Source organism: Chitinophaga sp. YR627, from assembly GCF_900114995.1.
In the GTDB taxonomy this organism is placed as follows: Bacteria; Bacteroidota; Bacteroidia; order Chitinophagales; family Chitinophagaceae; genus Chitinophaga.
In genome coordinates this window covers 1,250,474-1,271,487 of sequence record NZ_FOUX01000002.1, presented here as the reverse complement: position 1 = coordinate 1,271,487, position 21,014 = coordinate 1,250,474, and the positions used below count along the sequence as shown (strand labels likewise).

Here is a 21,014-nt window from a genome sequence, read left to right as displayed (position 1 = left end):
GGGTTTATATAGAGATGCGGGAGGGGAGAATTTCCATATCTTGCACCAATCCCATTTAAGCAGGGAGAATATGTTCGAGACAAACGATTTATCATTCAGAAGATCCCGTGATCTGCCTGTCCAGGAGTTACTGGATGGCGAATATATTCGTATTGTCAGATTACATAAAGATATCAATCACCTTTCCGTCATTCCACATCGTCATGATCACTACGAACTGATGCTGGTAAGCGCCGGCACAGGCATACATGCGATCAATTTCAAAACATTCGATATACAGCCGGGCAGGTTGTACTTTATCCATCCCGGACAGGTACACCTGATTGCTCCTTTTGATCGTGATGGCTGGCTGATCATGTTTGGTGAAGAACTATTCAAAAGATTCCTGAAGATCCATCCGCACGAAGATGGAAGGGGATTACTGGACGCTTATGCCTCCGGACCTTATATCGATCTGCATCCGCAATTGTCGGCAGTAACGGATTTCATCATAGAACAGCTCCGCATTACATTAGCCGGTACCCAACCGGATGTGGATATCATCCTGCACTATGTCTCTTTGCTACTACTGCAATACAATCAGCAGCATCAGCTGCAACACCCGCTTCCCCAGGCAAGTCTTGCACAGCGTGAATTACTCCACAAGCTGAAACAACTGATCGAACGTAACTTCCGGAAGGAACACCAGGCAGCATTCTATGCCACCCACCTGCGGACAGATATCAAGAAATTGAACAACATCTGCCGGGCATCCACCGGACTAACCGTATTTGAGTTATTACAGGAACGTCTGGTCACTGAAAGTAAGATCCTGTTACAGACCTCCGTGCAATCGGTCAAAGAGATCAGTTATGCGCTGGGTTTCAACGATCCTGCTTTCTTTGGTCGTTTCTTTAAAAAACATACCGGACTGACACCCGCAGCCTTTCGGCAAAGCCGGTCCTTATAGGCCATAAATCACCCGAAAAGTACCAGAATAGGGTTGACTGCCCTTCTAATTTTGTGGCATGTCAGCACAAAGGAAAGTTTTAAAGGCCATCTTATGGGGTATTACGGCCTCCCTGTTTTTATCATCTACCTTCATTATCAATAGTCTCATTTCCGGCGCGGGTGGTCACTGGGCCTGGACAGCTGCATTGCGTAGCCTGTTTCTGATTCCTATTCTGAGCGTGGTGGTATTCCTGGCAGGACAGCTGAAATCGACCTTATCTGCCATCAGACAGGCGCCCCTCACTTTTATCAAATGGGGTGTTATCGGATTTGGTTGTCTGTATACACTGCTGGCGGTGGCATCTTTATGGTCTCCCGGCTGGATGGTCGCGGCTACGTTCCAGATAAACATTCTGGCGGGTATTTTATTGGCGCCGCTCATTTATCCGGATCACCGGAAGGTGATACCCAAAAAAGCCCTGACCATCTCTATTGTGATCTTATCAGGCGTTTTTATCATGCAACTGGAAAAACTGACGCAATTACATTCCCTGGGAAATACCATTCTAAGCATTTTAACGGTGATTGCCGGGGCGATCGTATGGCCATTGGGTAACCGCAGGTTAATGGTAGATCTTGAGCAAAAAGGGCTTCATTTAAACGCTTTGCAGCGGGTGTTGGGGATGAGTATCGGTTGCCTGCCTTTATTGCTCATATTGAGCGCAATTGGTTTTGCTAAGAGTGGTCTGCCAACAGGGGTACAATGTGAATCGTCTTTTCTGTCTGCCTTGTTTTCGGGTTTTCTCGGAGGAGTAGGTTTTTATCAGGCTACGCAGATCGTCAGCAAAAATACGGTGGCGCTGGCGGCAATAGAGGCTACACAGGCGTTTGAAATATTGTTTACACTGATAGGTGAGATAATGTTAAAAGGAGCCAGTTTTCCGGGCGTATATGCACAGATCGGGTTTTGTGTGGTGTTGGTAGGGATCAGTGTGCATTTCAGGAATACCTGGAAACAGGCGGGTTATCAGCCGGCGCCTATTGAAAAGACCTTCTGAATGCAACAGGAGAAAGGTTGGTTTTTGTCTTGAATAGTTTGCTGAATGACTGCGGATGTTCAAAACCCAGTTGATACGCAATTTCACTGACCGAAAGAGTAGTTGTTGATAACTGCTCTTTTGCTTTTTCAATCAGTTTCTGGTGAATATGCTGCTGCGTATTGAGTCCTGTTAACGTTTTAAGCATACTACTCAGATAGTCTGGAGAAACGTGTAAGGCCGCTGCCACATGGGCCACGGTTGGCAGTCTGGTTTCTTCATCAAGATATTGCTGTAATATATGCTCCAGTTTATCCAGTAACTGATGATTGGATATACGTCTTGTTAAGAATTGTCTTCTGTAAAACCGTTCCGAATAATTGAACAGGGACTCGAGGTGGGAAATAATGATATCGTGACTAAGCTGGTCAATATTCGCATAATATTCCTGCTCGATATTGGTGACGAGTTGTCTGATAGTGATCTCTTCTTTTTCTGAGAGGAATAAGGCTTCATTGACGGCATAGTCAAAAAACTCATATTGTCTGATCTTCTTTGCCAGGGGAGTATTCCACAGAAAATCAGGGTGCAGCAACAGGAGCCATCCGGATGGGTGTCCTTCGATAGGTCCTTCCATCTCAAACCCGAGCAATTGACCCGGACCTGTAAATGATAAAATGCCCTCATCAAAATCATACGCTTCCTGCCCATACCTGATCTTGATATTGCCGGCAAATCCCTTTTTCAGTGCGATCATATAGAAGTCGGTCACTACCAGTTTAGGCCCCCGGGGAATTTCTGTGAGACTGCCGATATCGATCACACTGATCAGCGGATGCTGAGTTTTAGGCAGCCCTCTCAGCTGCAAAAACTCAGCAATTGATTTGACTTTGTAGGGTTGCATACTCAAATGTACTTCTTTGCAAATTCCCTGACAAAATCGGTCAGTTTCACTTTCCCCAACACCGGTCTGTGGCGGTCATACTGCGCGAGTATAGTACCATCGTGAATGGCTGCCTGCATTTTTACAAGATCTGTAGCCAGGCCTTGCGGCAGTCCGGCCATCTTATATCCCTGTAGCATCTGTTTATCTGAGATCCGCATCCATTTCATCCATGGCTTTCCGATAGCCTTTCCAAATATAGCAGCTGCCTCATTACAGGTCAGTTCATCGCTGCCTACATACCTTACCTTCAGACCGCTGACAGGTGTATCAAATTCCTCGGCCGCTGCTGCAGCTATATCTTCAGGTGCTACCAGTACGATTCTGTCATCAGCACCATAATTCCCGATCAGCAAACCTCTTCTTCCAAATAATGCCCTGATGCCATATGCCTGTAAGCCCATGATGAAGCCCATCATTCCTTTCCCACGCATCATATCCATCATCTGATAGAAGTTCGTATAGAAAATAGCAGGGCGCAGTTCAGAAATAGCGACGCTTTCCAGTTCTTTAAGTACAGGTCCTAAACCATGTCCCGCGATTTCGGCTGCCCATCCTGTCAGGAATATTGCCTTTTTGATACCATTCTGCCGGATCGCCTGCACGTAATTACCAAGGATCTGTTTCATATGCGCGTCCTGATCTGCTATGGAAAAATCGAACGGGATCATGCAATAGACGGCTTCAGCGCCGCTAAACGCTGTATTGACAAATCTCGCATCAGACAGTGAACCAATAGCCGCTTTGGCGCCTGATTTTTCAATTTCGTGCAGCTTTGCCGGATTACTGCTAATAACGGTCACGGCGTGACCTTTCTTTATCAACGCTATGGTAAGCGGTCTGCTGATGTTCCCCAGAGAACCTGTAATGACTATTTTCATGGACCAAAGGTACCTGTGGGGTAGTAGAGGGACTTAATCAAATCCCGCAGGTTTGTAGCCGTTTCCTAGTAGTTGTGAGTTATATATACAGTCCTTTGTTATTTTTATTGGGTTGCAGCAGGTCCCACTGGTTGCCATAGAGGTCTTCAAAAACGGCTACCGTCCCATATGCTTCTTGTTTTGGCGGTCTGATAAAATGAACCTGTCTTGCGACCATGGTGTTGTAATCGCGCCAGAAATCATCAGTAAATAGAAACAGGAATACCCGTCCACCGGTTTGGTTACCGATACTTGCGGCTTGTTGTTCGTTGGCTGCTTTAGCCAGTAACAAACTACATTCCCCGGCGCCGGGAGGCGCTACTATTACCCATCTTTTTCCATCACCCTGTGGAGTGTCTTCTATAAGGGTAAAACCTAGCTTCTCCGTGTAAAATTGAATGGCTTCATCATACTCTTTTACTACTAAGGCAATGTGGGCTATTCGCTGTTGCATAACTGCTATTTCTTTTATAGGTGATGCCGGATTAAGACAGGTTTACACTTAAAATCAGATTGAACTTTTATGCTGAGGTACTTATTCCAATCTCGTCCTTTTGGGTCCTTATTTTCTAAAAATAGGTTTATTTATGGGCTTTGGTCGTGTAGGGGTGGAAAGCAAAAAACCGCTACAAGTAACTTGTAGCGGTTTCTTTTGTTGCCTGACCTGGATTCGAACCAAGACAAACAGAGTCAGAGTCTGTCGTACTACCGTTATACTATCAGGCAAGGTAGTTTTTGTTTCCCTCTTCCGCTTTGCGTGTTTGGGATGGCAAAATTATGCAAATCTTCATAACTTCCAAAAAAATCTATAAAAAATTTATAAATCGTTGAAAATGAAAAAATTAGTTCCGCATACGCGAAACTAATTTCTATTGGAAATTGGAGATTGATTGTCTTATTTGTAAGTAGCAGCCAGTTCCAGTGCTTTGTAAGCATTTACCACACCACCTGTACGACACAATTCCGTCATCTGTACAGACTTAGGCTGATCTTCGACCATGATGGTAACCGGATGCTCCACTTTTACTACAGATTTCAGGATGATATCTTTTACCTGTACTGCGCTCAGTTTTGGATAATAAGAGCGGATCAGGGCTGCCAGACCTGTTACAACAGGGGCTGCCATACTGGTACCATCATGATATTCGTAGTGAGAACCCGGTGTAGAAGAGTAGATACCAACACCCGGCGCGAAAACATCCACGTTTATTTTACCATAGTTAGAGAATGGTGCAGCCAGTGTTTCATCATTTTCAGGACCGGAAGCGCCTACTTCGATCCATGCAGTTGCGGTATCACCGTTCTGATAGATGCGGCTTGGGTAGTTAGGCGTAACGTCGTTGTTCTCAGCATCGTTACCTGCAGCGTGTACCAGCAGTACGTCTTTGGAAATAGCATATTTTACCGCTTCATCCACTACATCCTTGTTAGGAGAGTAGGATTTACCAAAGCTCATATTGATCACTTTAGCGCCATTATCTGTTGCATAACGGATCGCGTTAGCTACATCTTTATCTCTTTCGTCACCATTAGGTACCGCTCTTACTGACATGATACGTACATTATCAGCAATACCATCAATACCCATGTTGTTATTTCTGCCGGCGCCAATGATACCTGCTACGTGTGTACCATGATCCGCATCCGGACCGGTAGCATCACCGGAACCATAATATCTTTCTGTTGTATTGCTGTAGTCATCTCCAACAATCCCACGTGGATCGTAATCCAGGTTGAGGGAGTAGTCTACCTGCTCTTTATAGTGTTTTACAGCAGCATCCAGTTCTGTAGTCCTGAAGGTTTTGAAATCAGGATAACGGTCCAGCTGTGCAGAGATCACTTGTTTGATCTGTGCTTCTGCCGGATTCTGTGGTGTATAAGCCTGTAATTCTGCGGCTGTCGGGTTAGGATTACCTAACTTCACCAGCATAGTATCCAGCATCTCTACAAAGCGGCTGATACCTACCAGCGTCTGCTGTGCTTCAGATAATTTCAGGTCGTACTTATTTTTCAGTTGCTTGTACTGGTACAGTCCGGCAGTATCTTTCGGCACACTGGTCAGACTGCCGAATTGTTTTTGCTGCTGACGAACCATACGGGTCAGCTCCAGGTTGTCGAAGTCAACATTCCCTTTAGGAGAGCCGATGAAGTTCCATCCATAAATATCGTCAGCATAGTGGTTTTTATCGTCGTCCTTGCCATTTCCTCTCTTCTCTTTTGCATTGATCCAGAGGATGCTTTTCAGGTCTTCATGCGTCGTGTCAATACCGCTGTCGATAACTGCAACAACGACTGTTTTTGACTTCTTGCCTTTCAACAACTCTGAATAGGCTTTTTCAGCGCTGATACCGAATACTGAATCTTTCTGAAGGTCCATGCTCTGCCAGTTATGTTTCTGTGCATCCGCAACGAATCCTGACAATAATAGTGTGGCAATGACTGCCGCTGGCTTACAAATATTCATGTGATAAAATGTTCATTGATCAGCTGTAGTCCTGTTCTGTGTATGACTAGCTGGGGTTGGTTTATTGAATTGTGTGTTAATAATGCTACATCCAATCCTGAGTGCTCTGACCCGTGCTCCTGACGGAATTACTGTTGCGCAAGGTAAAGTTTTAATGGCATTGAAAAATGTTAAAAGTTGTCAGGCGGTCACAGATTTATTCAATTGGATTAACGGGAAAACCTATAAACGGCATGTTATGGTGGTAATATTGTATTGAAGTGTAAGGGTTTGTGGCATATCAATGCACATCCTGCTGAAAACTGGATGGCCGCTTATTGGTCAGCTGATAGAAAACCTTACTGAACGCTGCAATACTACTGTACCCCGTCTGATAAGCGATCTCGCTTAACGTCTGGTTTGTCTGCAGGATCATTTCAATGCCTCGTACCACCCTTAAGGTTTGCAGATATTGCACAAAAGACATGTCCAGGATATTGGTGAAAAGCCGCGATAAAGTACGCGGACTCATATCAAACTGACTACTGACGCTTTCTAATGTCAGCTGCTGATCGAAGCTTTGCGCGATATACTGTAACACCGGACGTAAACGCTCGTGTTGTGTAGTAGGTAATGCAACAGGCAAGGCGCTTGTACTGATATCCGGTAAGATATCCTTGATCGAACTTAGAAAACGGAATCCCGGGTCTCCTGGTAACACATGTCTTTCCCAACGGGCAGAATAGTTGATCATTTCCAGTAACAGATCATTCACCGGATAGATGCCCATTTTGTTATAAAACGGCGTGAGATGATCGTCCTGACTGTAGAAATAAAGGTTCCTGGTCGTAGTTGACTTGGAATGCCTGATCTGCATATAATGCTCCTGTTGTTTGGGAATCCATATGTAATGGCGTGCAGGTATTACATAGGATTTGTCAGGCAGGTTACAGAATGCGATACCGCCCTCAACATAGGTCAGCTGTCCTTTTATGTGCGAGTGCATAGAAAACTTACGCTCAACTTTTTCATGCATCACATATACTGAGTCCGGATATACATCTATTTCGTTCAGATAATCTGCCAGTAAGTGCATAGCGTCAAATGGCTTGAATGGACAAATAATTGGCAATTTAGATAAAAGCGTTCATATCTCCTCACAGTACCTTTGCAACAGAATAAAGATTATGTGTACTGATATAAGAAAGGTGGTGTTGATGCTACCTTTTATGTTTTTGACAATGTGCGTAACGGCACAACAACCTCATGACACTACCAAACCGTTACATCTAACACTAGCGCAGATATGGGAACAGGCGGAACTGAACAACAAAAGGATAGCTATGTCCCGTTTGCGCGTGGAAAGTAGTGAAGAAGCATTGAAAGATGCAAAGGCGGAACGTCTGCCTGAAATCAATGCTGCCGGTGCTTATGCCCGTGTGACAAATATGCCTGTTTACGAAGATGGCCTCTTTCATACACCATATCAGTTTCCCGTACTACACAACTTTTACAAGGTAGGCGGAGAAGCTTATTTCAACATCTACAATGGCAATAAGACGAATCTTGAAATTCAGAAGGGAGCAACGGAACATGCAATAGCAGAAGAACAAAAGAACCTGACCGTATCAGAAGTAAAATTCAATGCGGCGGTCTGTTACCTGGATCTGGCGCGCAGTTGCCGGTTTAAAGAACTGATAGCAAAGGATATTGAAGAACAGGAAAGGCAACTGGCCCACATCCAGGAATTACAGAAAAATGGTGTTGTACTGAAAAGCGATGTACTGAGAGCTACGCTGAAATTATCCCGTCAGAAAATGGGCATGATACAGATAGAAAATGACATCGCTATCGCAAGCCAGAAACTGGATCTGATGATCGGTATCGATGAACATGTGCTGATTCAGCCTGATAGCACCATGACACTGGATCTTACTGTACCAGGTACCTACGATGATTACCTGGCAGCGGCCGCAGAACATGCGCATGAATACAAGATCTCAGAAAGAGAAACGATATTGAAAGAACTGTCGCTGAAACAGGTAAAGGCCAACGTCTCTCCAAAGATAGGACTGTTTGCAGAGTACAACTGGTCCTACCCGCAGATACAGTTTTATCCCTACGGGGATGCGGTGTACGGATTAGGGATGTATGGTGTGAAAGCCTCGTTCCCGATATCCTCATTTTATCACAATAAGCACAAGGAAAAAGCAGCAAAACTACAACTGGAAAGACAGGAAGTAGAGCATAAAGAAACAGGTGATGTCGTAAGACAACAGGTAAACGAAGCATACCTGCGTTATAAGGAAGCGCTGACCCGTATTGATGTTGCGGAAACCAACATCAAACAGGCCACCGAGAACCTCAGGATTGTAAATAATACCTATTTCAATCAACTCTCCCTTGTTACAGATCTTTTAGATGCAGATACACAAATGCTGCAAACAAAATTTGACCTGGTATCAGCCAATATAGCTGCCCGCGTCAGATATTACCAGTTACAAAAAGTTATAGGCAATTTATAAATTAGTATGACAGCTAAGAAGAACAACCATGCCCGGACAGACAGATTAATTACCACCATCACCGGATGGGTGGCAGGTATTATTCTGATAGCACTGGCTATATGGGGAATAAGCACATTATTCGAACTGCGTAAATATGAAGAAACAAACGATGCGCAGGTAGAAGAATATATCAACCCGATCACTGCAAGAGTGACAGGTTATATCAGCAGGATCAATTATGAAGAGAATCAGGATGTGAAGAAAGGAGATACCCTGCTGATCATTGACGACAGCGAATACCAGCTGCAGCAACAGGAAGCAAATGCCGCACTGTCTAATGCACAGGCACAGGTACAGGTGCTGGAAAGTAATGTAACAACCACTGCAAAGAATGCCAATGCAACGGAAGCACAGATAGCCGCGGCAAAAGCAAAACTCTGGAAGCAACAGCAGGAATATGATCGTTACCAGAAACTGTATGACGCGGAATCCGCTACAAAACAACAGCTGGAAAATGTTGAAACAGCCCTGAACGTTGCGAAAGCAGATTATCAGACGGTTATCAATAACTACGATGCTGCTGTATCAAAAATAAACGATATCAAATCCCAGAAGGCCGTACTGGCTGCTGAAATAGAACGCAGACAAGCCATGCTGGGACGTAATAAACTGGATGTTTCCTATACGGTCATCCGGGCACCATATGACGGAAAGATGGGACGCCGTACTATCCAGGAAGGACAATTGATCCAGGCCGGACAAACGCTTGCATTTATCGTGAATCAGGCTACCGGAAAATGGATCATTGCCAACTTCAAAGAAACACAGGTCAGCCATATGCATATCGGACAGGTAGCCAATATTGAGATTGACGCCTTCCCCGGTAAGACCTTTAACGGCACAATAGAATCCTTATCACCCGCTACAGGTTCAAGGTTTTCATTATTGCCTCCTGATAACTCATCAGGCAACTTCGTGAAGATCGTACAACGTATTCCCGTACGCATCAGACTCACCAGCAACGTAACAGAAACTGCTTTACTGCGTGCCGGCATGAATGCAACTGTAGCAATCAGTAAGAAAAATGGCTAATAGCACTCCCATATTCAAACCATGGGCCTCTGAATGGCTGATCAGGATCGTGATATTCCTGAACCTGATGCCATCTATGCTGATGTTCGGTATATCTACCGCAAGCGGTTCCAATGCCGCTGGTTATTATGGTATAGAACCGGCAGACGTACAGTACTCGATGGTATTGTTTTATGCATCGCTGGCAGGTTTCTTCGCATTGGAAAGAAGGTTCTTTATTTATATCGCCAGTAAGGAATATCTGCTGATTGGCGTTATCATACAGATCGTCACTTCTTACGGATGTTTCATTACACGTGATCTGTATATATTGCTACCACTGCGTTTTATTCAGGGGATGGCCAACTGTATAACTACGAGTGTTTGTATCACGCTTGTGTTCAGTCGTCTGAGAACAAACCGTGCCCGTGAGATCGGTTATTCACTCTTCTATGGCGTACTGCTGGGTATCACGGCTTTTACCACACTGGTAACGGCGCCGATTATAGATGCCTTTGACTTTAATGTGCTGTACAAGTGGATGATCTTTACCTATATCCCTGGCGCGATATTACTGGTCATTATCATGAACAGGATCCGCCTGAACAGAAAAATACCGCTGTATCAGCTGGACTGGGCCAGTTATGTAGTATATACTACCATGCTTTGTTTGATCGGATATATCCTTTTGTACGGACAGCAATATTACTGGTTACAGGATGAACGGATTATGGCTGCCAGCATAGCGGTAGTTGTATTACTGCTTATCCACATTATCAGACAACGTTCCTTAAAAAGACCATATCTCAGCCTGGATGTATTCCGTTATCGTAACTATGTCATTGGGGTGAGCCTAATTACGATACTATATGTTTGCAGAGGCGCTTTCAATATCACCACTAATTATTTTATAACAGTCCTCGGACTCGATCCCAGACACCTGTCTTATATATTGCTCGCGAACATCGGCGGTATCATATTAGGTGTGCTTTACTCTTCCCGGTGGATATTGATGAAGCGTTCCGTAAGATGGATCTGGATGGCCGGTTTCTCATTGCTACTGATATTTCATCTGTGGATGCATACACTGTTTGCCACACAGGCAGATGTACCCACTTTTATCATACCCCTGATCTTACAGGGTATAGGTGTTGGGTTGCTAATGGCGCCTATGATCATCTATACTATTTCTTCCGTGCCCGCCCATCTGGGTGGGACTGCTTCCGCAACAGGGGTACTGTTTCGTTTTACAGGTTTCTGTATCTCTATTGCGCTGATCAATTACTTCCAACTGTTTTCCAGAAAAGTTCACTACAACCGCTTTCTGGACCTGGTCACCTCGCTGGATCCCTTAGTGACAGCTAAGCTGGTAAACTACAAAACGGCTGTTGCGGCAAAAGGGCTTCCGGCAGATCAGGCAACGAAGATCGCCAACGGACTACTATACCGCTCAGCCGATATACAGGCACAGATAAGGTACTCCATGGACTATTACTATCTGATCAGTTGCGCTCTGGTTGTGATCATACTGATGATTGCCTTCGTGCCTTATCTGAACAGAACGGTGATCAATCTGAGGAATAATCAGCCTGCGCCGGCATCTTATTAAACAGGAAGCAGGATTGATACGATACAATTTAGGTTAGCTGTCAATGTGTATATATAGAGGGAAAAGAAGCGCTTCAGCAATGAAGCGCTTCTCATTTTATACCTATCTGGAAAGCATCAGTTCTTCATTTTCTCCTGCAACACCGTTCCTAACGACTTTCTCTTCAGCTTTGCTTCTATCCATGCACTGAAGTCGAATAACTTCAACTGCTGCCGCTCATATTTGTCTGCTCTTATTTTATCAAAGCTGGCATTGATCTTCTTCCATAAGGCCGTACGAAACGAAGTAACCGCTGGTATTTCCCCGCTTCCAAGGAATTTGATGACAGTACGCTCCAGCATATAAGAGCGCCTGGCATCTGGCTGTAAATGCCTGCGGAAGGCCCTGGTCTCATAACGTATATATTCAAAGTTACCCAGCTCATATTGTATCAGCAGATGTACCAGCCGGCAGGTACGATAAATAGGCAGTGTACTGTACAGATTACTTTGCAGTACCTGTTCAAGACTGTTGTGCGCGTTGTTGATATCCTCATTACCCAGATAGATCAGTGCCATATATAGATATATTTCCGCCTGCTTGCTGATATCCATTAAAGGGATATTCTTTTTGATCGTAGGTGCATATTGTTGCAGCAGTTTTAAAGCAAAGCTAAAGTCTCCACTGTCAATATAGGCACCTGATTCATAGATAAAGAGCAATCTTTGTTGCATGATCTCAAAATAGACGCCATCGCTTTTAAGACGTTTTATCTTATCTATAAAAGAGAAGAGTTCTTCATAATGTTTACCAGCCCGCAGACTATCCAGTATACCTTCAATAATAAGCAGATGATCCGCAGGTGTATCTTCAAAAAGTGCCGGGTTGGTTTCCAGTAACTGATTCAGCTGATGGAATACCTGCAATGCGGCAGGATGATCGCTGGTGGCAACATGATAATGAGCCTGGAAGAGCAGGTGTGTTTTCAGACTGGTAGTAGAATCAGGTAGAGGAGCTGGCATCCCCGCATGTAATACATCTACTGATTCCTGTTGGCGAATAGTACGTGCACTGCCTCTGTATAGCAGTGTATGTCGCAATGTTTCGTATAGTGATGTCTGTTTCCGTATCTGTTGTATGTCATCTAAAGTATGCTGAATATCTGCCTGCTTATGGGAAAGTTCTTCGGCTGTAATACCTGAGAAATTCAGCTGTTGCAGCAGCTGGATCTCCTGTTGCTGTGCCCATAACACTAACAACTGTTTTTCATTGGAAGCAGCGGTTGTCTGTATTTTTTGTAATTGTTTCAATGCATCTTCATGCAAAGAACGCTCAAACAGAATATCACATTTTAATATGCCCGCAGTCAGCATAGCGGTAGACTGCTTCTGCAATCGCAGATGCAGCAGGCAATCCAGCAAGACTTTATAGAGATACTTACTACATACATCATAACTACATCCTGCATACTGTTGTTGAAAAGCGAGTTTTACTTCCGCCGTACTTTTAAATGATTGGTGTTCCATCAGGTCAAACAGATTTACATAATCCTTATTGCCTTGCTGGAGCGCAGTATACATACGGAAATACCTTTTTTCAGCCTTGGTAAGTGTATTTATAAGTCTGCTAAGCATGTCAGCTTTAGCCATAATCCTAATGGTTTTTTAATTTATAAGGCCCCCAAACTTTCCATTTTTTTCAATAACAGATCTTGGTTGATATGGAACAAAATAAGTTAAATAACGAATAGTAAGTAGTGAACCCTCAGATGGCATGTTTATGCTTTTGGATTATCTGAAATGTATGCAGATTATATTTTATTTATCTGGTCTATAGAATGTTAACTAGTTGATTTTAAATGATTAGTGAGTTTATCGAAATGTTTGAAAAGATGGTACTACTTAAATTGGGAATGTCTATTCTTTATAAAAAAAGGTTAAAAAGTTATCAGACGGCTCATTATATTTGAATCGTAATGAAGGCACAAATGCAATTAGCATTGTCCGGTATGTTATAAATTCCCGTTAGCGAGCCCTGATGAAATTGAAGAAGTTTAGTTAATCGCATATATTCAACCTAATAATCACCGTAGAAAAATTGTAGCAGGATCTAAAATTTTGAATTAACAGGAGTATAAGTAACCAGCAACTTCGCAAAGCATCAACAGCCAAAATCATTTTTTCTAAAACCTAAACACAATTTATTTTGATGAAAAGCACTAGCTAAAACGTTTTATACAACAGTTAGGAGATACTATCCCAATGCAGAAAAACTGCATCATCATCTATTTCACGTTATAGTTTCCACGGGTCCGGAGCGTATTGTTCACCCTGATCTCTAGTATAAACACCTCTTTTAGCAAATGCTATGGAAGGCTCAATGACTTTGGTTGTGCGCTTCCGGTAATTCCAGTTCATAATACATGATGTAATCGATTACTCAGCGCAATACGCTGATGTGATCAACTCTGCCTGTCTTAAATTATTTACCTTATGCGTGTACTCGTACGGATCTTCATTTCGTGCCTGGCACTGTATTGCCCAACCCTTTTGTCAGGGCAGGATACAGCGAAATTACATAGACCACAGGTCCGTGTAACAAAGGCCGATTCTATTTCAGTGGAGCGTGAAAATGCTTATCCATATTCCTCACTACATCAGTTGCTGAAAGGCAATGCAGCCGGTGTATACATACAGGAACCAACTGGAGAACAGGGCGCTTACAGCAGTATAGCACTAAGAGGTGCTGCTATTCCCTTCATCAGCGGTAAGGATATTTATGAGTCGCAACCTACAGTTATACTCGATGGTATTCCATTGATCATGGATCATCCCTTTACTTTTGATATCCAGCTGTTTGGCTATAATCACCTGGGGCCTAACACCAATCTGCTTTCATCCATAGATCTGAATAACATCGAAAAGATCGAAGTGGTGAAAGATTTTGGTCGTGCAGCCATGTATGGCCCGCGTGCAGTGAATGGCGGCGTTATTTTACTTACTACAAAGGCGCCGGTAGTTGGTCGCCGGAGAATAAGTTTCAACACCTATTTCGGTATGGTGCAACGTCCGCATATCTACACCACCAACGCTAAATTTGAAAATGATTTCCGGCAGCGTTTCTATGATAAGTATGCAACCACTGAACAATTGCAGACATATCCGCTTTACCTGCGCGATTCCACTAATGATGCCTATTATGGCCCTTCCAACTGGACAGATCTCTATTTCAAAAACACACCGGTATATGGTGTGAATGCCAGTCTTTCCAGCGGAACTGACCGCGCTAACTTCATGTTTGCAGCAGGTAATCAACGCTCCGCCAACACAGCTGATAACAGCAAAATGGATCGCTACAACGCGATGTTTGAAATAAACATGGTGCCACTGAAAGGACTGACAATATCGTCCATGATCAGCGCCTCCCGGCTGGAAAGGACCCGTAGTTCCTGGTTGCGCGACCGCTTCGCGGAAATGCAGTACCTGCCCGATCTTAGCAGTCCGCTGCCGCCCAATAAGAACTACTATGGTCAATACCTGAATGAGTTCCAGAAATCATTCGATGATAACAAAACCAATGAAGTAAATGGCTGCTTTAAGGTGAACGTCAAACTGGGGGATAGCTGGCAGGTAAATTCCATGTTCGGATTTGACTATAACGAAGGGCTCCGCGATCTCTTCTATCCCAGCACACTACTGGAAAAGGTGAACTACCTGTCCAACTATTTCGGCTATAATCAGCGGGTATTCTTCAACAATAATATCCAGTACAATCATACCTTCAATGAGAAACACCGTATCAGCGTAGAAGCTGGTGAAGGGTTTCAGGCAGATTATCACCGGTATAACTATGCATACGCATACAAAGGCCCGAATGACCTGATCCGTATTAACCTGCTGCATTCCGACATTCTCAAGAATGAATACCTTTCTCCAAAGTCCTTCAATCACGCACTGATATTCTCTTTCCTGGATAAACAACGCGCACGTTTGTTATCCTTCTATGGCCGTGCTGCTTACTCCTACAATGATCAGCTGGATCTATCCGTATTATTCCGCGCAGATGGTTCTTCCAGTGCCCAGCCTGACAACTGGTGGTTATATACACCTACATTCACTGCTGGTGTGAATATCAAAAATATCTGGCTGAAAGAACAGAATAGCATTAACGTCCTGAAATTGCAGGCCAGCTGGGGAAGGATCGGCAGACTGATGCCGGATGACCGCTTTGGTGAAGGTTCACAGTACACATCAGATATGTCCTTCAGCAATAACCCGGTTCGTTTCTCTTACAACGGTTTCCCGGGTATCAGCAGGGCTTATTCCTCCGGATATATTGGTTATGGCATTACCTGGCCTTATGCAGATCAGCTGAATGTAAACCTGACCGGAGCATTCCTCAATAATAAGCTGCAAGTCTCCTTGGACCTCTACAACAAGGAAGACCACAATATGCTGCTTGGTGTACCATTCGCTGCTGAATATGGCTACAACTTCCGCTACAAGAATGGTATGGACGTCCGCAACAGAGGTGTTGATCTTGGTCTAAAAGCCAGCGTACTACCTGCAACAAGCGCTTTGCAATGGATACCAGGTATTACGCTCAACTACAATAAAAATACCTTACTCGCTTTGCCTGATGGCAGAGATGAACTGGTCGTAGCCAATGGCAGTAAACTATTGCGTGTAGGACATGCGATCGATCAGTACTGGGTACTGGAAAACAATGGCATCTATAACCGCGATGGTGAAATTCCTGTCAGCGCGGAAGGAAAAAGACTGAATTATAAAGGTATTGCTTTACAGGCTGGTGATCCCCGCTGGAAAGATAAGAATGGTGATTTTATTATTGATGATAAAGACAAAGTACTAAAAGGTCATGTGTTACCAGTGATTTCCGGTGGCTTTAACAGTGACTTTTACTGGCGTGGCTTTACTATGGGATTCTCTTTCTATTACACACTGGGGCGTAAGGTCATGAATGCCGAAGTGGCTGACCGTTTCGACTTCATCAACAAAGAAGGTAAGATCGATATGAGTGCGGTAAAGGAAATCACCTTCTGGAGCAAAGTAGGCAACTACGATAAGTATCCCCTGTATAATCCCTGGAGTACCGTGGATGCCTATCGTATTGACCAGGACCTGTTCCTGGAAAATGGTTCATTCCTGAAACTGCGCAACCTTTCGCTACAATATGACCTGACCTCCGCTAAATGGTGGAATAAAAAAGGAAAGATCAATGGACTGGCTATCTACGCTACCGCCACCAACCTGTTCACCATCACCCCCTATACCGGTGGTGATCCGGAACTGGTAGACTTCAATGGCTTTGATACCGGTTATTCATTACCGCTTTCCAGGACTTATACCATAGGACTTAAAATGGATCTCTGATGAAACGCTTACTGCTTATAACAATTTGTTGTTGCACAACTGTGCTGACAGGGTGTAACAAATTGCTCGATATTAACTCTTCTCACGCAGTATCAGAAGAAAACTTCTGGAACTCGCATCAGGATACCCGTACAGCGCTTATTGGCGTGTATGGACTCTTACGTGCCGCTATGGCAGACAATAATGCCTGGTGGATGTATGGTGAATTCCGTAAAGGAGATTTTGTCGCCATCCAGCGGCAGGATATGAAGGCGCTGATCCGTAATGACCTGCGTGCTGCTTATCCCTTACTAGAACAGCTGTCTAACTGGCGTCGCTTCTATGCGGTGATCAATGCTGCGAATATGTTCCTCGAACATGTAGGTGAAGTAAAAGCCCGCGATCCCAAATATTCAGACGAGAATATGCGGGTCGACATTGCGCAGATGCGCTGTATACGTGCATATGTTTATTTCTTCCTGGTATCTGTATGGGGCGATGTACCCCTGATCACAGCTTCCCACGATGGTGAGTTTGCCAATAAAGCAAGAGAAAGCAAAGAAAATGTACTGGCGTTTGTGGAAAAGGAACTCGTACAGTCAGCTGCTGATCTGCCTTATAAATACAGTGCCAATGATCCTCAGCAATCCGGTAGTTACTATAATGAAACAGATACCCGCTGGTCAGGTGTACTGGCCCGTAAACATACTGCTTACGCTATCCTGGCCCATGTAGCCGCCTGGCAGGGTAAGTATGTAGATGCATCTGTATACGCACAGTTCGTACTTGATAATTACTCAAAAGGCGGCAGTTACTATATCAATACAGATGAACTGGTCAACAGCAACGGTTTTTTCAAATGGAAAAAGGATAACCACATACTGGCTTTCAACTTTGATTGGGGCCATGTAGATGCTACCTTCTCCGGTCACCTGGAAGAACTGACCCTGGCGGCGCCGGTTGTGAATAAAGCCCTGCCGGATATCTATGTTCCCAAAGATACGATCCTGTCTGTCTTTGACCGGCCATCGGATGAGCGTTTCAGTCTGGATACGCTGACGGGTGTACCTACATCCCAGCGGTACTTCGCCAATTTCAACAGCCAGATTCCCATTTTCAATAAAATAAAAGTGATCCAGGATGGTAATACTTCAGACCCGTCCTTCAGGATCTATTCCAGCACTATCATCATTACCCGCCTGGAAAACATTGCCCTGTTACAGGCAGAAGCACTGGCCGTAATTGGTGAACAGCAGAGAGCAATTGATCTGCTGAATACCATCAGGGACCTGCGTAAGATCAAAAGATATGATGCCGCCAGAGAAGGCGATCTGATCGATGCTGTTTTCAGGGAACGGCGTAAAGAACTGATGGGAGAGGGCTGGCGCTGGTTTGACCTGATCCGCTATAACAAGATCAAACAGAACGATCCTGCCTTTATGGAGCTGATTGCCAAAGGCGGTATCTATTGGCCCGTGGCAGAAGATGTTATAAAACAGAACCCATTGATCACCCAGAATCCTTATTGGCAATGATTAAAAAAATGAAACACATGCTGAACATCCAGTACCTGCTTGCGCTGTGTATCTGTATCGTGCTGCTTTATGGCGGATGCAAAAAGGACAGTGGGTATTATGGTTATGATAATCAGTTACAGGAGTTTGATGGTACCACCTACGATTTCCTGAAAAACGAACATCAGTACGACTCCTTCCTGCTGGCAGTAGAAAGGGTACACCTGACAGATACGCTGAAGAACGGTTTATACACCGTGTTCGCACCCACTGACGCCAGTTTCAAACAGGCTATCGAAAATATGAATACCCTGCGTACCATACAGGGAAGAGCACATATGTATATCAATACAATACCTTATGAACAGCTCGATACCCTGATATGCCGATATTTTGTAAGAGATACTTTTTCCTCACACGTGATGACTTTACAGGATGGTCTCGGATTGACAACGATCCGTTACAACTATCCAATGCATGGTAAGTTCAAACGCACAGATGCAGAAGGCCATGTGAGCGGCGGACCAGGTGTTATCACCTACAGCGATACCAAAGGTGTGATCTATACCAATCGCTGGAGCAATGCGACGACCGTCGCCCTGGATATCGTTACGAAGAATGGTTACGTCAACGTGCTTGAAAAGGATCACATGTTTGGATTCGACGAATTCATCCCAAGAATGAATCCGACGGTTTCTTCTCCCTGGAATGATTACCCTTTCTATATACCTGGTGTAGTCGGATTAGAACAGTATAACCGTGGCGGTAATAAGGTCGCCTACCTGGATTTCTCCCTGAACAACCAGGGTGGCCAGTATCGTCCTGCTGATCAGGTGGATATTACAACCGCCGGTGAGGGCGGCCTTAAGGTGGGATGGACCGAAACCGGTGAATGGATGGATTACACCGTAGAAGTAACGCAAACAGGTGAATATGACATGACCTTACGCTATGGTAGCGGCGGAGATGATGGTCGCGTACACCTGGAAATGGATGGCCGTCCGGTGGTGGGTAGCGCCGTTGTGATGCCTGGTTCAGGTGGCTATGATAACTTCCGGGATATTACTACTACTGTTCAGCTGACAGCTGGCCGGCACCTTATGAAGGTCTATTTTGACTTTGCCAACTTCGATCTGCGCTTCCTCAAATTTGTAATTAAGAATGCCCCGATGCCTATACCAGGTGTCATTGCCCTGGAAGACTATGACCCGGGTGGGGAAGGTGTTGGCTACCACGATACCAATACAAAGAATGAAGGCAATAAGTACAGACAATCGGAAGGGATAGATATTGACTTTGCCAAAAATGAAGGTGGTGGTTACCAGGTAGGATGGAACTCTACCGGTGAATGGATGAACTATACGGTCAATGTAAAAGAAACAGGTACCTACAACACATTTATACTCGTCGGTTCTGAAGGTACGAACGGCATATTCCACCTGGAGTTTGACGGCACAGATGTGACGGGACAATTAAAAGTCCCTAATACTGGTGGATACCATAAGCGGCAGACCATCGCTACCAGCGTATACCTCACAAAGGGTGTACATGTAATGCGCTTTTTTGTTGACCATGACGGCTTTGACGTGAAGTCTGTCACTTTCCGGCCTTTAAACTAAAACATCAAGACCCATGCGAAAAAGCTTATTATTCTTATCCTTACTCCTGTTGCTTTTCGCCTGCCGGAAATGGGCGGCAGACGATCTCGACTTCCTCAGCAAACGGGCAGTGTATAATCAGAAGGTATTTGCTCCCATACTGGGCAGGACTACCCTGTACTCCCAGATCTTCAATACAGATAATTCAACTACGCCGATCAGTTTCCGTATCCTCAATGTGCGGTATAAGAGAGATGGCAAACCTGCCAGTGATTTCGAGCAACAGACAGATGTGCTGGTCTGGAAATCCGCTTATACCGGTGAGGAAAAGTCACTGGCGGAAATAGAAAATAAACGCGCTGTGGAGCGCCATTCGATATTTGAGATCAGACCTACCTCCGGCGACTTCGTACTGTGGGCAGAAGCTATCCAGTCAAATATGCGTCATCAGCCTGACTCAGGCTACCTGTTTGATGTGGAAGCAACCAATTCAGGTGGTACCAACACCTATAAAGACCTTTCGCTCATGCCGATGCGGGAACAGCCATATGCTCCATATGAGTATGATGCAGTGACCGGTATACACCGGGCTAATTACCCCAATCCGAATGACTCTTCCGTATTTGAACTCATTTACAATCACCCGGGTGTGTATAACATGGTGGATGATGATACCAACCTTGACCTGAAAGGGGACAGTGTTAGGGTCTTCTTTCATAAAAAAGGTAACGGTAATTCCCTGTCATTCAAGTTTATGGACAAGGACTCATTGCCTATCGATCCCGCAAAATTCAACCTGACTCCCTGGGATTCTCTGATGCATGGTTTTGATAAAAAGATCACGGCAACAGAAGCCACTTATCAGGTCGCGTATCCCATACCAGCGATGCGGTTCAGAACCAGGTATACCAATGGGGATGGTTCACAGGCTTATGTGAAATTCAGTTTTACCCGTGTTGCATTTGGTAATATCCGCCAGACAGGGGTACTGGACCTCAACTTCAACATTTATCAGAAAGGCGACTGGGAAATCATTTTCTATTTCAGGAACAATCCCCGGTTCAGGGATGAATGAGTTATCAACACAAAAA

The 21,014-nt window shown here is 44.5% G+C and carries 15 protein-coding genes and 1 tRNA gene; 9 read left to right on the top strand and 7 right to left on the bottom strand.

The window, feature by feature from the left end:
• Positions 1-70 precede the first annotated feature (70 nt).
• Both BMZ72_RS13665 and BMZ72_RS13660 read left to right on the top strand, forming a co-directional pair.
• Positions 71-949 (top strand): helix-turn-helix domain-containing protein, encoded by an 879-nt coding sequence (locus BMZ72_RS13665; protein ID WP_089809172.1) that lies wholly within the window; start codon positions 71-73, stop codon positions 947-949.
• A gap of 58 nt (positions 950-1,007) precedes the next feature.
• Complete coding sequence (locus tag BMZ72_RS13660; RefSeq protein WP_089809170.1) at positions 1,008-1,988, top strand: DMT family transporter; 981 nt, start codon at positions 1,008-1,010, stop codon at positions 1,986-1,988.
• Here BMZ72_RS13660 and BMZ72_RS13655 read toward each other — a convergent pair.
• From BMZ72_RS13655 to BMZ72_RS13630, 6 genes are all read right to left on the bottom strand, one after another.
• Entirely contained in the window at positions 1,969-2,871 is a 903-nt protein-coding gene (locus tag BMZ72_RS13655) for a helix-turn-helix domain-containing protein (RefSeq protein ID WP_089809168.1), read from the bottom strand. The two genes, BMZ72_RS13660 and BMZ72_RS13655, sit on opposite strands and share 20 nt — an antisense overlap.
• A 2-nt stretch (positions 2,872-2,873) precedes the next feature.
• Positions 2,874-3,791: an SDR family oxidoreductase gene (locus tag BMZ72_RS13650; protein ID WP_089809166.1), complete on the bottom strand. Its 918-nt coding sequence runs from the start codon at positions 3,789-3,791 to the stop codon at positions 2,874-2,876.
• A 79-nt stretch (positions 3,792-3,870) separates the two neighbouring features.
• Positions 3,871-4,284 (bottom strand): VOC family protein, encoded by a 414-nt coding sequence (locus BMZ72_RS13645; RefSeq protein WP_089809164.1) that lies wholly within the window; start codon positions 4,282-4,284, stop codon positions 3,871-3,873.
• 201 nt (positions 4,285-4,485) lie between these two features.
• Positions 4,486-4,556 (bottom strand) — tRNA-Gln (locus tag BMZ72_RS13640).
• Between the two features lie 169 nt (positions 4,557-4,725).
• Positions 4,726-6,294, bottom strand: coding sequence for a S8 family peptidase (locus BMZ72_RS13635; protein WP_089809162.1), 1,569 nt, complete (start codon positions 6,292-6,294; stop codon positions 4,726-4,728).
• A gap of 280 nt (positions 6,295-6,574) precedes the next feature.
• Complete coding sequence (locus tag BMZ72_RS13630; RefSeq protein WP_089809160.1) at positions 6,575-7,369, bottom strand: AraC family transcriptional regulator; 795 nt, start codon at positions 7,367-7,369, stop codon at positions 6,575-6,577.
• Between the two features lie 91 nt (positions 7,370-7,460).
• Here BMZ72_RS13630 and BMZ72_RS13625 point away from each other — a divergent pair, with 91 nt between their 5' ends.
• The 3 genes from BMZ72_RS13625 to BMZ72_RS13615 are packed head-to-tail and all read left to right on the top strand — an operon-like array spanning position 7,461 to position 11,460.
• Positions 7,461-8,798, top strand: coding sequence for a TolC family protein (locus BMZ72_RS13625; RefSeq protein ID WP_255373198.1), 1,338 nt, complete (start codon positions 7,461-7,463; stop codon positions 8,796-8,798).
• A gap of 6 nt (positions 8,799-8,804) precedes the next feature.
• Positions 8,805-9,872 carry an HlyD family secretion protein gene (locus BMZ72_RS13620; protein ID WP_089809158.1) on the top strand — a complete coding sequence of 356 codons (1,068 nt, stop codon included), beginning with the start codon at positions 8,805-8,807 and terminating at the stop codon, positions 9,870-9,872.
• Positions 9,865-11,460 (top strand): MFS transporter, encoded by a 1,596-nt coding sequence (locus BMZ72_RS13615; RefSeq protein WP_089809156.1) that lies wholly within the window; start codon positions 9,865-9,867, stop codon positions 11,458-11,460. Before BMZ72_RS13620 ends, BMZ72_RS13615 begins: the two co-directional genes overlap by 8 nt.
• Positions 11,461-11,576: 116 nt before the next feature.
• Here the strand turns inward: BMZ72_RS13615 and BMZ72_RS13610 are convergent, their stop codons facing one another.
• Positions 11,577-13,088, bottom strand: coding sequence for a hypothetical protein (locus BMZ72_RS13610; RefSeq protein WP_089809154.1), 1,512 nt, complete (start codon positions 13,086-13,088; stop codon positions 11,577-11,579).
• Positions 13,089-13,931: 843 nt separating this feature from the next.
• Between BMZ72_RS13610 and BMZ72_RS13605 the strand changes: the two genes are divergently transcribed.
• Genes BMZ72_RS13605 through BMZ72_RS13590 form a run of 4 tightly spaced genes read left to right on the top strand, consistent with a single transcriptional unit; the run spans position 13,932 to position 20,998 of the window.
• Positions 13,932-16,832 carry a SusC/RagA family TonB-linked outer membrane protein gene (locus tag BMZ72_RS13605; protein WP_089809153.1) on the top strand — a complete coding sequence of 967 codons (2,901 nt, stop codon included), beginning with the start codon at positions 13,932-13,934 and terminating at the stop codon, positions 16,830-16,832.
• Entirely contained in the window at positions 16,832-18,346 is a 1,515-nt protein-coding gene (locus BMZ72_RS13600; RefSeq protein WP_089809151.1) for a RagB/SusD family nutrient uptake outer membrane protein, read from the top strand. Before BMZ72_RS13605 ends, BMZ72_RS13600 begins: the two co-directional genes overlap by 1 nt.
• Before the next feature lie 17 nt (positions 18,347-18,363).
• Complete coding sequence (locus BMZ72_RS13595) at positions 18,364-19,944, top strand: carbohydrate-binding protein (protein ID WP_177222784.1); 1,581 nt, start codon at positions 18,364-18,366, stop codon at positions 19,942-19,944.
• A 13-nt stretch (positions 19,945-19,957) separates the two neighbouring features.
• The gene (locus tag BMZ72_RS13590) at positions 19,958-20,998 is read left to right on the top strand and encodes a DUF5007 domain-containing protein (protein ID WP_089809147.1); all 1,041 of its coding nucleotides are present in this window, start codon (positions 19,958-19,960) and stop codon (positions 20,996-20,998) included.
• Positions 20,999-21,014 lie beyond the last annotated feature (16 nt).

Coding starts and splice junctions, on each gene's coding strand:
- BMZ72_RS13590 (WP_089809147.1), top strand. CDS start 19,958: ATGCGAAAAAGCTTATTATTCTTATCCTTACTCCTGTTGCTTTTCGCC.
- BMZ72_RS13605 (WP_089809153.1), top strand. CDS start 13,932: ATGCGTGTACTCGTACGGATCTTCATTTCGTGCCTGGCACTGTATTGC.
- BMZ72_RS13645 (WP_089809164.1), bottom strand. CDS start 4,284: ATGCAACAGCGAATAGCCCACATTGCCTTAGTAGTAAAAGAGTATGAT.
- BMZ72_RS13655 (WP_089809168.1), bottom strand. CDS start 2,871: ATGCAACCCTACAAAGTCAAATCAATTGCTGAGTTTTTGCAGCTGAGA.
- BMZ72_RS13630 (WP_089809160.1), bottom strand. CDS start 7,369: ATGCACTTACTGGCAGATTATCTGAACGAAATAGATGTATATCCGGAC.
- BMZ72_RS13665 (WP_089809172.1), top strand. CDS start 71: ATGTTCGAGACAAACGATTTATCATTCAGAAGATCCCGTGATCTGCCT.
- BMZ72_RS13600 (WP_089809151.1), top strand. CDS start 16,832: ATGAAACGCTTACTGCTTATAACAATTTGTTGTTGCACAACTGTGCTG.
- BMZ72_RS13610 (WP_089809154.1), bottom strand. CDS start 13,088: ATGGCTAAAGCTGACATGCTTAGCAGACTTATAAATACACTTACCAAG.
- BMZ72_RS13625 (WP_255373198.1), top strand. CDS start 7,461: ATGTGTACTGATATAAGAAAGGTGGTGTTGATGCTACCTTTTATGTTT.
- BMZ72_RS13615 (WP_089809156.1), top strand. CDS start 9,865: ATGGCTAATAGCACTCCCATATTCAAACCATGGGCCTCTGAATGGCTG.
- BMZ72_RS13595 (WP_177222784.1), top strand. CDS start 18,364: ATGCTGAACATCCAGTACCTGCTTGCGCTGTGTATCTGTATCGTGCTG.
- BMZ72_RS13620 (WP_089809158.1), top strand. CDS start 8,805: ATGACAGCTAAGAAGAACAACCATGCCCGGACAGACAGATTAATTACC.
- BMZ72_RS13635 (WP_089809162.1), bottom strand. CDS start 6,294: ATGAATATTTGTAAGCCAGCGGCAGTCATTGCCACACTATTATTGTCA.
- BMZ72_RS13650 (WP_089809166.1), bottom strand. CDS start 3,791: ATGAAAATAGTCATTACAGGTTCTCTGGGGAACATCAGCAGACCGCTT.
- BMZ72_RS13660 (WP_089809170.1), top strand. CDS start 1,008: ATGTCAGCACAAAGGAAAGTTTTAAAGGCCATCTTATGGGGTATTACG.